The 12,748-nt window shown below is 63.5% G+C and carries 11 protein-coding genes and 1 pseudogene; 6 read left to right on the top strand and 6 right to left on the bottom strand.

The window, feature by feature from the left end; all coding sequences use genetic code 11:
- Positions 1-1,590: an efflux transporter outer membrane subunit gene (locus QXZ85_RS27820; protein WP_315768115.1), complete on the top strand. Its 1,590-nt coding sequence runs from the start codon at positions 1-3 to the stop codon at positions 1,588-1,590.
- A gap of 99 nt (positions 1,591-1,689) precedes the next feature.
- Here the strand turns inward: QXZ85_RS27820 and QXZ85_RS27815 are convergent, their stop codons facing one another.
- The 4 genes from QXZ85_RS27815 to QXZ85_RS27800 all read right to left on the bottom strand — a co-directional run bounded on the left by QXZ85_RS27815 (position 1,690) and on the right by QXZ85_RS27800 (position 5,690).
- A complete protein-coding gene (locus QXZ85_RS27815) occupies positions 1,690-1,962 on the bottom strand; it encodes a metal-sensing transcriptional repressor (protein WP_315705193.1) in 273 nt (90 codons plus the stop codon).
- Positions 1,963-2,705: 743 nt separating this feature from the next.
- Positions 2,706-3,800, bottom strand: coding sequence for a TRAP transporter substrate-binding protein (locus tag QXZ85_RS27810; RefSeq protein ID WP_315705192.1), 1,095 nt, complete (start codon positions 3,798-3,800; stop codon positions 2,706-2,708).
- A 183-nt stretch (positions 3,801-3,983) separates the two neighbouring features.
- Entirely contained in the window at positions 3,984-5,114 is a 1,131-nt protein-coding gene (gene apbC, locus QXZ85_RS27805) for an iron-sulfur cluster carrier protein ApbC (protein WP_315768116.1), read from the bottom strand.
- Between the two features lie 129 nt (positions 5,115-5,243).
- A complete protein-coding gene (locus tag QXZ85_RS27800; RefSeq protein WP_315705190.1) occupies positions 5,244-5,690 on the bottom strand; it encodes a VOC family protein in 447 nt (148 codons plus the stop codon).
- A gap of 255 nt (positions 5,691-5,945) precedes the next feature.
- On the opposite strand from QXZ85_RS27800, the gene QXZ85_RS27795 reads away from it, so the two are divergent.
- The 5 genes from QXZ85_RS27795 (at position 5,946) to QXZ85_RS27775 (ending at position 10,690) form a co-directional block, all read left to right on the top strand.
- A complete protein-coding gene (locus tag QXZ85_RS27795) occupies positions 5,946-6,815 on the top strand; it encodes an NAD(P)-dependent oxidoreductase (protein WP_315705189.1) in 870 nt (289 codons plus the stop codon).
- 231 nt (positions 6,816-7,046) lie between these two features.
- On the top strand, positions 7,047-8,645 hold the full coding sequence (locus tag QXZ85_RS27790) for a HAMP domain-containing sensor histidine kinase (protein ID WP_315705188.1): 1,599 nt from the start codon (positions 7,047-7,049) through the stop codon (positions 8,643-8,645).
- A gap of 47 nt (positions 8,646-8,692) precedes the next feature.
- Complete coding sequence (locus QXZ85_RS27785) at positions 8,693-8,908, top strand: DUF1289 domain-containing protein (RefSeq protein WP_315705471.1); 216 nt, start codon at positions 8,693-8,695, stop codon at positions 8,906-8,908.
- A gap of 28 nt (positions 8,909-8,936) precedes the next feature.
- On the top strand, positions 8,937-9,461 hold the full coding sequence (locus QXZ85_RS27780; protein ID WP_315705187.1) for a TIGR02281 family clan AA aspartic protease: 525 nt from the start codon (positions 8,937-8,939) through the stop codon (positions 9,459-9,461).
- A 203-nt stretch (positions 9,462-9,664) separates the two neighbouring features.
- On the top strand, positions 9,665-10,690 hold the full coding sequence (locus tag QXZ85_RS27775) for a histidinol-phosphate transaminase (protein ID WP_315705470.1): 1,026 nt from the start codon (positions 9,665-9,667) through the stop codon (positions 10,688-10,690).
- Positions 10,691-10,699: 9 nt separating this feature from the next.
- On the opposite strand, the pseudogene QXZ85_RS27770 reads toward QXZ85_RS27775, so the two are convergent.
- Both QXZ85_RS27770 and QXZ85_RS27765 read right to left on the bottom strand, forming a co-directional pair.
- Positions 10,700-11,642: pseudogene (locus QXZ85_RS27770) on the bottom strand (ABC transporter substrate-binding protein).
- Positions 11,639-12,739: an LLM class flavin-dependent oxidoreductase gene (locus QXZ85_RS27765; RefSeq protein WP_315705185.1), complete on the bottom strand. Its 1,101-nt coding sequence runs from the start codon at positions 12,737-12,739 to the stop codon at positions 11,639-11,641. The pseudogene QXZ85_RS27770 and the gene QXZ85_RS27765 overlap by 4 nt, the downstream one beginning before the upstream one ends.
- Positions 12,740-12,748: the final 9 nt, after the last annotated feature.

Here is a 12,748-nt window from a genome sequence, read left to right as displayed (position 1 = left end):
ATGCGCACCATTGTCGTTCCGCTTCGGTTTGGCCTCGCACGCAGGACCCGCAAGGCGCGACTGCATCTGGCAGCCACCGCGGCGGCTGGACTGATGCTCGCAAGTTGTGCTGTCGGCCCTGATTTCACTCCGCCGCCCGCTCCCGATGTAACCGGATATACGCCGGAGCCGCTGACCTCGCCGCGTACGGATCGCGAAGGACCGCGCGTCCCAGGACAACGATTCATTCCCCGTGCCCAGATTCCGGTGCGGTGGTGGGCGGCGTTTCGCTCCCAACCGCTCAATGCGCTCATCCGGCAATCGATCGAGCACAATCCGACGCTTGCATCGGCCGATGCCGCGATCCGCATCGCGAACGAGAATGCGCTGGCCCAGCGCGGCCTGTTCTATCCACAGGTCGGCGCAAACTATAATGTGGCGGACCAGCAGTCGTCCAACATGGCCACCCAGCAGGGCCCGGGCGATCCGCCGCAGTCGCGCTATACCCTGCATACCGCACAGCTGACGATCAGCTTCGTGCCCGACATCTGGGGACAGAATCTGCGCTCGGTCGAAAGTCTCGATGCGCTCACCGATCAGTCGCAATTCCAGCTCGAGGCGGCCTATCTGACGCTCACCGCCAACGTGGTGACTGCGGCGATCCAGGAAGCCTCGTTACGCGGACAGATTGCGGCCACGGAGCACATCATCAAGATCGAACGCGACATCCTCGGTATCCTGCAGAGCCAGTTCAAGGCAGGTCAGGCCGCGCAGGTGGACGTCCTGACCCAGGAGACGGCACTGGCGCAGATCGAACAGACCTTGCCGCCGCTGCAGAAGCAGCTCGCAATCCAGCGCGATCTCTTGACGGCTCTGGCCGGACAATTCTCCGCGAACGAGATTCTCGAGAAGTTCGATCTCGAACACTTGTCGTTGCCGCGAAATCTGCCGGTGAGCCTGCCTGCAGCGCTCGTCGCGCAACGGCCGGACATCAAGGCCGCCGAGGCCAACCTGCATTCCACGAGCGCGCTGGTCGGGGTCGCCATCGCGGCCAGGCTTCCCAACATCACGTTATCGGGCAATCCCGGCAGCAGCGCATTCAAGGCGGCCGAGTTGCTCACGCCAGGCACGCTGTTCTACACGGTCGCGGGTAGCGCCACCTCCACCGTGTTCGACGGCTTCACGCTCTACCACCGCCAGAAATCGAGCGAAGCAGCGCTCGATCAGGCCGGCGCACTGTACCGCCAGGCCGTGATCACCGCACTGCAGAACGTCGCTGACGGCCTGCGCAGCCTTCAGGCAGACGCTCGCGCGGTTCAGGCCGCGATCAAGGCCGAGAATAGCGCCAAGGCGACGCTCGACATCATCCAGAAGCAGCTCGCGCTGGGACAGATCACTCAGGTGACCGTGCTGAATGCGCAGCAGGCCTATCTGAACACTGCGATCGCCCGCGTCCAGGCTGAGGCGACGCGACTATCCGATACTGCGGCGCTGTTCATGGCGCTCGGCGGCAGCTGGCCAGCCGCGTGCACCACACCGGTCTGGCGTGACTGCGTATTGACCGAAGCGATGGCGGGGTCGGTGCGGGCCGTGGACGCCAGTATCAGATGATGACGGCACACTGCCGGGCCAAGGGCACCGCCCCGGTGCCGATAGGCGCGCATCTGCGCATGTCGGCGGGTCTCAAGGGAAGCGGCCCCCAAAGGTCGCCTACAGATATTTCGCGATCAGCTTGAAATCCTTTAACATGGCCTGCGCCTGAGACTTTCTCCCAGACGCGCTCAACCTCCGCTCAAGGCTGTGGCTGATATGATCGTGGATGAGCGCCTTCTTCGCGTTCTCGATCGCCCCCTCGACGGCCTGCAGTTGCTGAGCGATCTTGCCACATGGACTGCCCTGCTCGACCATAGCGATGATGCTTTCAAGATGGCCGCGCGCCCGCCGCAGACGGCGGGCGATCGCGGCGTGTGGCTGATCTGGCATGCGGTCTCTTCTCCTCGTTGGAGGATAGCAGGTGATCCTCCCCCCAGGATAGCGGATGTCGTCGACTCGATGCTTGACTTAGGCCGGGACAGAGCCTATGTGCGCCAACGCAGTTGCGCGCACGTTCGGGCTCGTCGCTGTATTTCAAACCCAACGAAGAGATCATGGGCAGTACCTGCTTTGGCAGCGCCAGACCGGTTGTTTCGATCGGAGCCTCGCTGCCGCCACATCATGAGATCGATCGCGACGGCGGCAGCCGCGCGCGGGCTGGCGGTCGCACCTAGGTGACCGCTTTCCGCTCCCTTCCTGCCGCGTCAGCCGCGGTCAAGGAGGTGAGCGATGTTTACGAAAGTCCCCAAATTTCAGATGCTTCCATCCCGCCGCCGGCTGCGGGATGCGATCATGCCGGCAAACGACAACTGTCGGCCCGCATGTCAACGCGCGGCGCGTCCGCGCCCCCGGCTCATCTGTCGCTGGTCGGTGCCCGAGGGGAGCAATCGCCCTATTTGTGCTTGGGCGGTGGACGCCTCCGATGAGCCCAGCCCATCGTTGGCCGCCGACCGCTACAGGACCGAAGTGTTCGCAAGAACCGCCTTGCAACAGCCACTGACGAGACGTTCCCTGGCGCTGAGGCACTGATCCGAGGCCTGTCATCCGCGCCGGGTCCAACCTGGCACACAATACAAAAAAAGCCCGGCCTCACGGCCGGGCTTTCGGATCAGCTAAAGCGATCGTGAGCGCGATCAGCCGCGGGTGCGCGAGCGGATCATGAAACTGTCGAAGGTGTATTCCGCAACCTGCCACCACAGATATTCGTCGGAACGATACGCCTGCATCGCATCGATGACCTTCTTGAAATCGGCGTTCTTGGCGGAGATTTCACCCCACAGCTCGTTGGTTGCCTTGAGGCAAGCCTCCAGCACCTCGTTGGTGAAGGGACGGAGCTGGGTGCCGCCGGCGACCAGGCGCTTCAGCGCCGCCGGGTTCTGCAGGTCATAGCGTGCCGCCATCCAGGTGTTGGCGTTGTTGGCGGCATTGCTGAGAATGGCCTGATAGCTCTTCGGCAGCTCGTTGTACTTGTCGAGATTGACGAAGGCATGCACGGTCGGTCCGCCTTCCCAGAAACCCGGATAGTAGTAGTACTTCGCAACCTTCTGGAAGCCGAGCTTCTCGTCGTCGTATGGACCGACCCACTCGGCCGCGTCGATCGTGCCCTTCTCGAGCGACGGATAGATGTCGCCGCCGGCGAGCTGCTGCGGAACGACGCCGAGCTTCTGAAGCACCTGGCCGGCGATACCGCCGATGCGGAATTTCAGGCCCGAGAGATCAGCGACGGTCTTGATCTCCTTGCGGAACCAGCCGCCCATCTGGGTGCCGGTATTGCCGCACGGAAAAGCAATGACGTTGGCCGACTTCTTGTAGAATTCGTTGGCAAGCTCCATGCCGCCGCCCTGGTACCACCAGGAATTCTGCTGACGCGCATTCAGCCCGAACGGGACCGAGGCGAAGATCGCGTAGGTCGGGTCCTTACCGACGTAATAATAGGAGACCGTGTGGGACATCTCGACGGTGTTCTTGGAGGTCGCGTCGAGCGCCTGCAGGCCGGGAACCAGCTCGCCGGCCTGGAAGACCTGGATCTGGAACTTGTTATCGGTCATCTCGGCGACCTGCTTCGCCATATACTCAGCGCCGCCATAGATCGTGTCCAGCGACTTCGGAAAACTCGAGGTCAACCGCCATTTGATCTCCGGCATCGACTGCGCGATCGCCGGCGAGGCCACCGCGGCCGTTGCCGCCGCACCGGCAGCCGATACCTTCAGAAAATCACGACGCTTCATTAAGCCATCTCCTTGTTGGGCGTTCTTCCCGTTTGAAAAAGTCGCGCTCATTCGCCGATGCGCGTGTCCCGCATCTGGCCGAAGGCGCTCCGGCCGCGCCGCCTTAGCACGGAACCGTCGATGCGAAAACGCGACCATCGCAGTAGGCCACATTTCGGAGCCAGCTATGGATGCTGCAACGCATCAAGCCGCGGCGATGGCGCCCTCGAGCTGCTCGCGTACCTGTTTCGCAATGGCACGATAGACTGCCGCATGCGGGCCGTCGGGTTCGCTGACGACGACAGGATTGCCGGCATCCGAGGAGGCGCGGATATCCATGTGCAGGGGGATCTCGCCCAGGAACGGGACGCCGAGCCGCTCCGCCTCGTGTCGCGCCCCGCCATGGCCGAAAATGTCCGAGCGGGTGCCGCAATGCGGGCACTGGAAGTAGCTCATATTCTCGATGATGCCGAGCACCGGCACATCCACCTTCCGGAACATCGCCAGCCCCCGCCGTGCATCGATCAGCGACAGGTCCTGCGGCGTCGAAACGATCACCGCGCCCTTGAGCGGCACGTTCTGCGCCAGCGTCAGCTGCGCATCGCCAGTGCCGGGGGGCATATCCACCACCAGCACGTCGAGCGTGCCCCAGGCGACGTCGCGCAACATCTGGTTGATGGCCGACATCACCATCGGCCCGCGCCAGATCATGGCGGTCTCCTCCTCCACGAGGAAGCCGATCGACATGATCGCAAGCCCAAAACGCTGCAGCGGGATCATCTTCTTGGCGTCGTCGAGTTCGGGCCTGTCGCGCAGACCGGTCAAGCGCGGAATCGACGGACCATAGATGTCGGCATCGAGCAGCCCGACCTTGAGCCCAAGATCGCGCAACGCCAACGCAAGGTTGATCGCGGTGGTCGACTTGCCGACCCCACCTTTGCCCGATGCCACCGCGATGACGGCACCGATGCCGGGAATCTCGGTTTGGCGCGCCATCGGCGAGCCCGCGGGATGCTGCGGCGGCGGTCGATGGGCTGCGACAGGCTGCACACCGGAGCTCCGTGGTGGTGGTGGCGACGAGGCGCCCGGCTTGCGCTCGGCGGTCAACGCGATCATCGCCATCGTCACGCCGGGGATGGCGCGGACGGCGGCCTCGGCCTGGGCCCGGGTGTTCTCCCAGGCGCGCGCCTCCGCCGCATCGACATTGATCGAGAAGAACACCTTGCCATCATTGGCGGTGATCGGAGACAGGACATTGGCGTCCGGCAACGCCACTCCGCGCGGCGAGCGAACCCGCTTCAGTGCTTCGAGAACCTGCTGCTGGTTGACGCTCACGACGCCTCTCCTGAAAAACTTAAGAGCGCGCCACATCACCGCGCTCCATCCCGCTGATTGGACATGATCTTCCGGTCCGACCGGTTCGGTCCGGCCCCCGCTTGGACGCTTCCAATAAAGCGCGTCGGCTCAAAATGCCACCTTGGTTCCAATATCGGAATCCGTCTCGACCGGTGCAGAATCGCCCTGCTCCTTGGCAGCCTCGTAATTGAGCTCGATGGTCACCCCGTTGGGATCGCGCACGAAGATCTGCCAGAGCTCGCCGCCCGGGACCTGCCTTGCATCGAACGGCATGCCCTTGGCGGCAAGCCGCGCTTTCATCCCGGCAAAGCCGCGGCTGACGAAAGCGACGTGATGGACCACGCCGGAATCCGGCTTCTGCGGCTCCGAGGTCGGGGCGATGTCGACCAGATGCACCACCGGCCGGCCCTCGCTGTACATCCAGGCACCGGGGAAGCCGAAATTCGGCCGCGGGCCATTCTCCAGCCCCAGCACGTCCTCGTAAAAGCGAACCGTGTCGGCAAGATTGCGGGTTCGGATGTTGAAATGGTCGAGCACGCCTACGCTGATGCTCATGCGAAACACTCCCTGTTGTCTGCCCGTCTGGCGGATTTCGTTGTCGGATGACGGCTTTGCAAGCCTCGCTGACGGCAAAACCTTAGCACAAGGTTGCGAGCCGTTCGTAGCTGGGCATTGCCCTTATGGGCTCAGCGTTTATGGTGCCCCTCCCAAGCGGCCGCCGCGGTTCCCAGCCGGGCTGGTCCTTGCAGCGTATTTGGATGAGAACAGGCCGGCCAGCGCAAGGCCGCCGGCAAACCCAAGGTAGCTCACATGGCTAAAGTCGCTTTTATCGGTCTCGGCGTCATGGGTTTTCCCATGGCAGGACATCTCGTGAAAAAAGGCGGTCACGAGGTCACGGTCTATAACCGCACCGCGGCCAAGGCGAAGGAATGGGCCGACAAGTTCGGCGGCAAGACCGCGCCGACGCCGAAGCAGGCCGCCGAGGGGCAGGATTTCGTCATGTGCTGCGTCGGCAATGACAATGATCTGCGCTCGGTGACGATCGGCCCCGATGGCGCCTTTGCCGGCATGGCCAAGGGCGCAACCTTCGTCGACCACACCACCGCCTCTGCCGAAGTGGCGCGTGAACTCGATGCCGCAGCGACCAAGGCTGGCTTCAAATTCGTCGATGCTCCCGTGTCCGGCGGACAGGCCGGCGCCGAGAACGGCGTGCTCACCGTGATGTGCGGCGGCACCCAGGACGCCTATTCCGGCGCCGAACCGGTCATCGCCGCCTACGCCCGCATGTGCAAGCTGCTCGGCCCCGCGGGCAGCGGCCAGCTCACCAAGATGGTCAACCAGATCTGCATCGCCGGGCTCGTTCAGGGTCTGTCGGAAGGCATCCATTTCGCGAAGAAGTCCGGCCTCGACGTTGCGGCCGTGATCGAAACCATCTCCAAGGGCGCGGCGCAGTCCTGGCAGATGGAAAACCGCTACAAGACCATGAATGAAGGCAAGTATGACTTTGGTTTTGCGGTGGAATGGATGCGCAAGGATTTGTCGATCTGCCTCAGCGAGGCCCGCCGCAACGGCGCGCATCTGCCGGTGACCGCGCTGGTCGACCAATTTTACTCGGAGGTCGAGAAGCTCGGCGGCAAGCGCTGGGATACTTCGAGCCTGCTCGCGCGCCTGGAAAAATAAGCAGGAACGATCGAGCAGCGCCGTCGCGCCTCGGCTCACAGACAACGACCCAAACGCCCGCCTCGCGCGGGCGTTTTTCTTATGATCCTGGTGCGGCGGCACGGCCGAAGATCGGCTTTAACGCGCCGTTAACGGAAATATTCAGTTCTCTATAATCCCTCTTAAGGATTTCAGGCCAGTTATAGACAATGCGAAGAGCCCGTGCGGCCGCGGGCAGAACTTGTGTGTCTGATGAGTAACTCCGCTGAAACGCCTGAGGTCGTCGAGATTCCGGCCGACCCGCCGGCGCTCGCGTCTGCGAGCCAGCGGCGGGCGGCGCAACAGCGGGTTCGTGAGGCGCGCGACCGGCTGACGTCGACTTCGGGGACACGGCCGGCCTTCGATCGCGAGTTGCTGCGCCAATATGCGCAGACCCGGATCTCCGCTTCCTACGTGGTGATGCTGCTGGTGGTTGCGACCGGCATGCTGCTCAGCGTCTGGCTAAAGCCGCTCGCGGCCGGCGCCTGGACCTGCGGCATCCTCTGCATCCACGCCGCAATCGTGCGCACCTGCCAGCGCTTTCTCGCCGACAAGCCGTCATTGGCCGCGACGCGGCGCTGGCGCACGCGGTTCCTGCTGCTCGACCTGCTCTACGGCGTCTGCTGGATGGCGATCTTGATCGACCCGGCGCTGGCGGCCGTCTCCGGCACGTTGATGATGTTCCTGATGCTGCTGGTGATCGCCGTCTCCAGCATGCTCGCGGCCAACCTGCCGCTCGCAGCCCTTGCCGCCACCACGCCGGTCACGATCGCTATCGCGCTCAATCTCGCATTGACAGGCAAGCTCGACAATTATGTCCTGGCCGCGTTTGCGATCGCAGCCGAAGGCTATTTCGCACTGCTCGCGCATCAACTGCATTCGACCACCCTCGCCACACTCGAGGCGCGCGCCGAGAAAGATGCGCTGATCGGCGAGCTCGAACAGGCCAAGGCGATTTCCGACGAGGCACGCTACCGCGCAGAGGCCGCCAATGTCGCCAAATCGCGCTTTCTCGCGCAAATGAGCCATGAGCTGCGCACGCCGCTGAACGCCATTCTCGGCTTCTCCGAGGTGATGAAGAGCGAGATCTTCGGCGTGCATGCGGTGCCGGTCTACAAGGAATATTCCGCCGACATCCATAATTCCGGCGTGCACCTGCTCAACCTGATCAACGAGATCCTCGACCTCTCGCGGATCGAGGCGGGACGCTATGAGCTCAACGAGGAAGCCGTCTCGCTGGTGCATGTCGTGGCGGATTGTCATCACTTGCTCAAACTGCGCGCCTCCAGCCGCGGGCTGACGATTCACGAGGTGTTCGAGCGCAACATGCCGAAGCTGTGGGCGGATGAGCGCGCGATCCGCCAGGTCGTGCTCAACCTGTTGTCCAACGCGATCAAGTTCACCCCGCAAGGCGGTGATATCTGGCTGAAGGCCGGCTGGACCGCTTCCGGGGGACAATATCTCAGCGTCAAGGACACCGGCTCCGGCATCGCCGAAGACGAAATTCCGATCGTTCTGGCCTCGTTTGGTCAGGGCTCGAACTCGATCAAATCGGCCGAACAGGGCGCAGGCCTTGGGCTGCCCATCGCCAAGAACCTGATCGAGATGCATGGCGGCACCTTCACATTGAAATCGAAGCTCAGAATCGGCACTGAGGTCATCGTCACGTTCCCGCCGGAGCGGGTGATGTCGGCGCTCGGGCCGATGTCGGACGAAGCGCCGCCGCTGCAGCCGGAGCCGGTGGTGATGGCAACCGAAGGCAAGCGCCGACCGCGAGCCAAGCCGATCATGAATGCGGGAACGGGGTTGTGACATGACGGCCCTTGCACCGGCGGGAAGACCTCCTCCATTCTCGAACGATGAGCCAAGAGACCAGCAAAGATACGCCATGCATCAAAATCTGCATGATGGATCCGAAGATCAACCTCTGCTTCGGCTGCGGCCGCACGCTGCCGGAAATCGCGCGCTGGAGCCAAATGGACGACGCGGAGCGGCGTTCGCTGATGGCCGAACTGCCTGCGCGGATGCACGAGGCTGGATTGCCGGATCAGGCTCCGTCACGCGAACGCCGTTGAACGCCTCGGTCGCAATTGGAGTTGCCCCGTGAGCCGTCTCCTGCTCGTTCTGATGACGATGGCGATCACCGCCGGCGCCGTGATCGCCTACAAGGACCCTGAACAGGCCGCGCTCGCCAGCGACACGGTGTCGGAGTTGCTGCGCAAGAGCGCAAGCAGGATGAAGGCAAGCGCGGTCGAGATCCAGCGCGGCCAAGGCGGAGAGTTCACGCTGCGCGCCAAGATCAACGGGATCACAGCTCCGATGGTGGTCGATACCGGCGCAACCTCCGTCGTGCTGACCTATGAGACCGCAAAAGCTGCAGGGCTTCCGCTCGAACTGCTCGATTACGACGTCGATGTCGAGACCGCCGGCGGCCACACCAAGGCCGCCCGCCTGACGCTTGATCGGCTGGCGGTCGGCAAGCTGGTCGAGCGCTCAGTGCCGGCGCTGGTGGTGCCGCACGGCCAGATGAAGACCAACCTGCTCGGCATGAGTTTCCTGGACCGGCTCGAACGCTGGGAGGTGCGCTCCGACCGCCTGATGCTGCACGGCTATCCGGAACGGGGCTGACCGGCGACATTGCGACTGTAACCACAAACATCGCACCCCTCACTTCACGGTGACCGGCATCGGGTTGCGCGATCGTCATGCGGACGGCAGACTTCGGCGTCAGTTCGGTCCCGCCGTGGGAGCAAAACGTGGCTCATCTCGATCGTCGCGAATGGCTGTTGCTCACGACGACGGTGGCGGCCCTCAATTTGGTACATCCTGCCATGGCCAGCACATCGTCACACAATCCCATCCGGCTTGCCCTCAACGAAAATCCCTTTGGGCCGTCACCTCAGGCCGTGGAAGCCATCCGGACGCATCTTGCCGGCCTCAGCCGCTATACCGGTGACGAACTGACAGGGCTGACCGACGCGATCGCCGCGCGCGAAGACATCCGGCCGGAGCAGATCGTGCTCGGCGAGAACCTCGACGTGCTCGGGCTTTATCTGTCCGCGCATGGTGGGCCGGACGGCGAATTCGTCTATTCCGAGCCGGGCTATACCGCACTGGTCGATGCCGTCGCACCCGCCGGCGGCGTCGTGGTCGGTGTCCCCTTGAACCATCGGCTCGAAAACGACCTGCCTGCCCTTGCGGGTCGGATCAATTCCCATACCCGCGCCGTCTATCTGGTGAACCCGCACAATCCTTCAGGCACGGTCAGCGACATCAAAGAGTTCGCCGACGCCGTCCGCGAGATGGCCAAGCGAACGCTCGTCATCGTCGATGAAGCCTATCTCGAATTCACCCCGGATTTCGAACAACGGACCGTCGCAGGTCTGGTCCGCGATGGTGCCAATGTCGCCGTGTTCAGAACCTTCTCGAAGATTTACGGACTGGCCAGCCTTGCCATTGGCTACACACTTGCCCCGAAGGAGCTTGCCGCCTCCTTGAAGCAGATGGGCATAGGCGCCTTCTTCGGATTGAACCGGCTCAGCCTGGTCGCGGCAACCGCGAGCCTCGCTGATGCAGGCTATGTCGCCTCGATACGCGACAAGGTAACGGCCGAGCGCGAGGCCTGGCATCAGTTGTTTCGCGAGCGGAAGGTCCGCTTCACCAATTCATACGGCAACTTCGTCTTCTTCGATGCCGGACAGCCGCAGCAGAAGGTCGCAGCCGCGCTCGCCGCACAGGGCATTCTCATCGGCCGCGCCCAGCCGCCGCTCGACAATTGGGTGCGCATCTCGATCGGCCTGCCGGAGGAGAATGCGATCGCACGAAAGGCCGTGGCAGACCTCCTAGCTCCAGCGTAGTCGCCTCGACTACAGGCCCGTGCCCTTGGCAATGGCCTCAGTGAACGAGCGGTCGACGATGTCGGAGGCCTTGAGCTGCTGCTTGATGAGACCGGTACGGACGTAGAGATCAATCGTGCTCTGCTCGTCCGCGACGACTGTGTCATCAATCGGCGCGATCCGTATCCTGGCGCGCTTCAGCCAGTTCAAGGCCACCGCCGGCGGGATGTTCATCAGCTTGCCCCATGTCTCGGCATAGCCTTCGACATGGTCCTGCGACCAGGCGCGCGCGATCGCGCAGCCGCCGTACGAAGTCTGCAAGCGCCTCCCGCTTCTCCTTGATCGCGCCCGGCGTCGCAACCTGGAAGCTGAGTCCCGGGGTCAGCCCCTCAGCGGTAATGATCCGGCGCGACTTGAACAGTACTTCCTCCTGACTCACATAGGGCTCCCAGGTCGACCAGGCATCCACTGAACCTTGCGTGTACGCCACTTTCGCGTCGGACGGCGCCAGGAAGACGAGCTGGACGTCGTTCACTGTCCAGCCCCTGGACTCGAGTGCAGCAAGGACCAGCTGGTGCCCGATCGAACCGCGGCCGGTCGCGACCTTCTTGCCTTTCAGCTCGTCGAAACTTCTGATCGAGGAACTCTCAGGCACGAGGATCGCAAGCCCCTCCTGGGTCTGCCGAATGGCGGCGATCGCCTTCACCGGCACGCCCGAGGCCGCGGCGAAGGTGAAGGGCGCATCGCCAACCAGTCCGGTTTCGATGGCTCCCGCCCCCAATGCTTCAAGCAAAGGAGCTGCCGCGGCAAACTCCTTCCACTCGATCTTGTAGGGCACGTCGTCGAGCACGCCGGCCGCCTCCATCACAGCGCGCGCATTGCCCTTCTGATCGCCGACCCGCAGGCTCACCTGCGCATCGGCCGAGGTGACGAGCCCGAGCAGAAGCCCGGCGATAACGAACAGGCGCATCATTCCGCCGCCACTCCCCGGGTGCGCTGCCGTTCTGCAATGAGCTGACGGGTCAGCGGAATCAGCTCGCGGCCATATTCGATCGCGTCGATCAGGGGATCGAAGCCGCGGATCAGGAAATGGCTGATGCCGAGGTCGTAATAGTCGCCGAACACGTCGGCCACCTGCTCCGGCGTTCCGACCAGCGCGGTGGTGTTGCTGTTGGCGCCGGTGAGCTTGGCGATCTCGGTCCACAGCCGCTTGTCGACGCGCTTGCCCTGCTCGGCGATCGCAAGCAGCCGCTTGGCGCCCGCCGTGGCATGACCGTCCGCCGGCTTGCGATAGCCTGTCTGGTCCTGCAGCGCGGTGGCGCGCTCCAGGATATCCTGCGCCTTGGCCCAGGCCTTCTCCTCAGTATCGGCGAGGATCGGCCGTACCGACAACGAAAAGCGCGGCGCCGGCCGGCCGTGCTGCGCGGCTGCCGCACGCACACGCGCGGTCTGCTCCCGGACCTGTGCGTAGGATTCACCCCACAGCGCAAAGGTGTCGGCATGCTTGCCGGCGACCTCGATCGCCGCATCGGACGCTCCGCCGAAATAGATCCGGATGCCTTCCGGCCGATACGGCTTCACCTGGGAGAAGCCATTTTCGACCTGATAATATTTGCCCGCATAGCTAAATGGCTTGTCACTGCTCCATTCGGAGCGCACCACATCGAGAAACTCGCTGGTGCGGGCATAGCGTTCGTCCTTGTCGTCGAGCGTATTGCCGTCCTGGTGCAGCTCGGCGGCATTGCCGCCGGTGATGACGTGCAGAGCGACGCGTCCCCGCGAGAACTGATCGAGCACCGCGAACTGACGGGCCAGCAAGGTCGGCGCGGTGAAGCCCGGCCGCTGCGCGATCAGCACGTTCAGCCTCTCGGTCACACCCAACACGTGCTGGGCAACTTGCAGGCTGTCCGGCGTCGTCGAGTGGAATGCCAGCAGCGCGCGGTCGAAACCGGCATTCTCATGCGCCTTCGCGACCGTCTCAATATGGATGGGATCGAGCACCGGGCCGTTGCGGACGATGGTCTCGGAGGAGTTGTTGTTGGAGATGAAACCGATGAATTCGATGGACATCGGGTAAGC

This window comes from Bradyrhizobium sp. SZCCHNGR1005, from assembly GCF_032489995.1.
In the GTDB taxonomy this organism is placed as follows: domain Bacteria; phylum Pseudomonadota; class Alphaproteobacteria; order Rhizobiales; family Xanthobacteraceae; genus Bradyrhizobium.
This window is presented reverse-complemented; position numbering and strand designations above follow the sequence as displayed.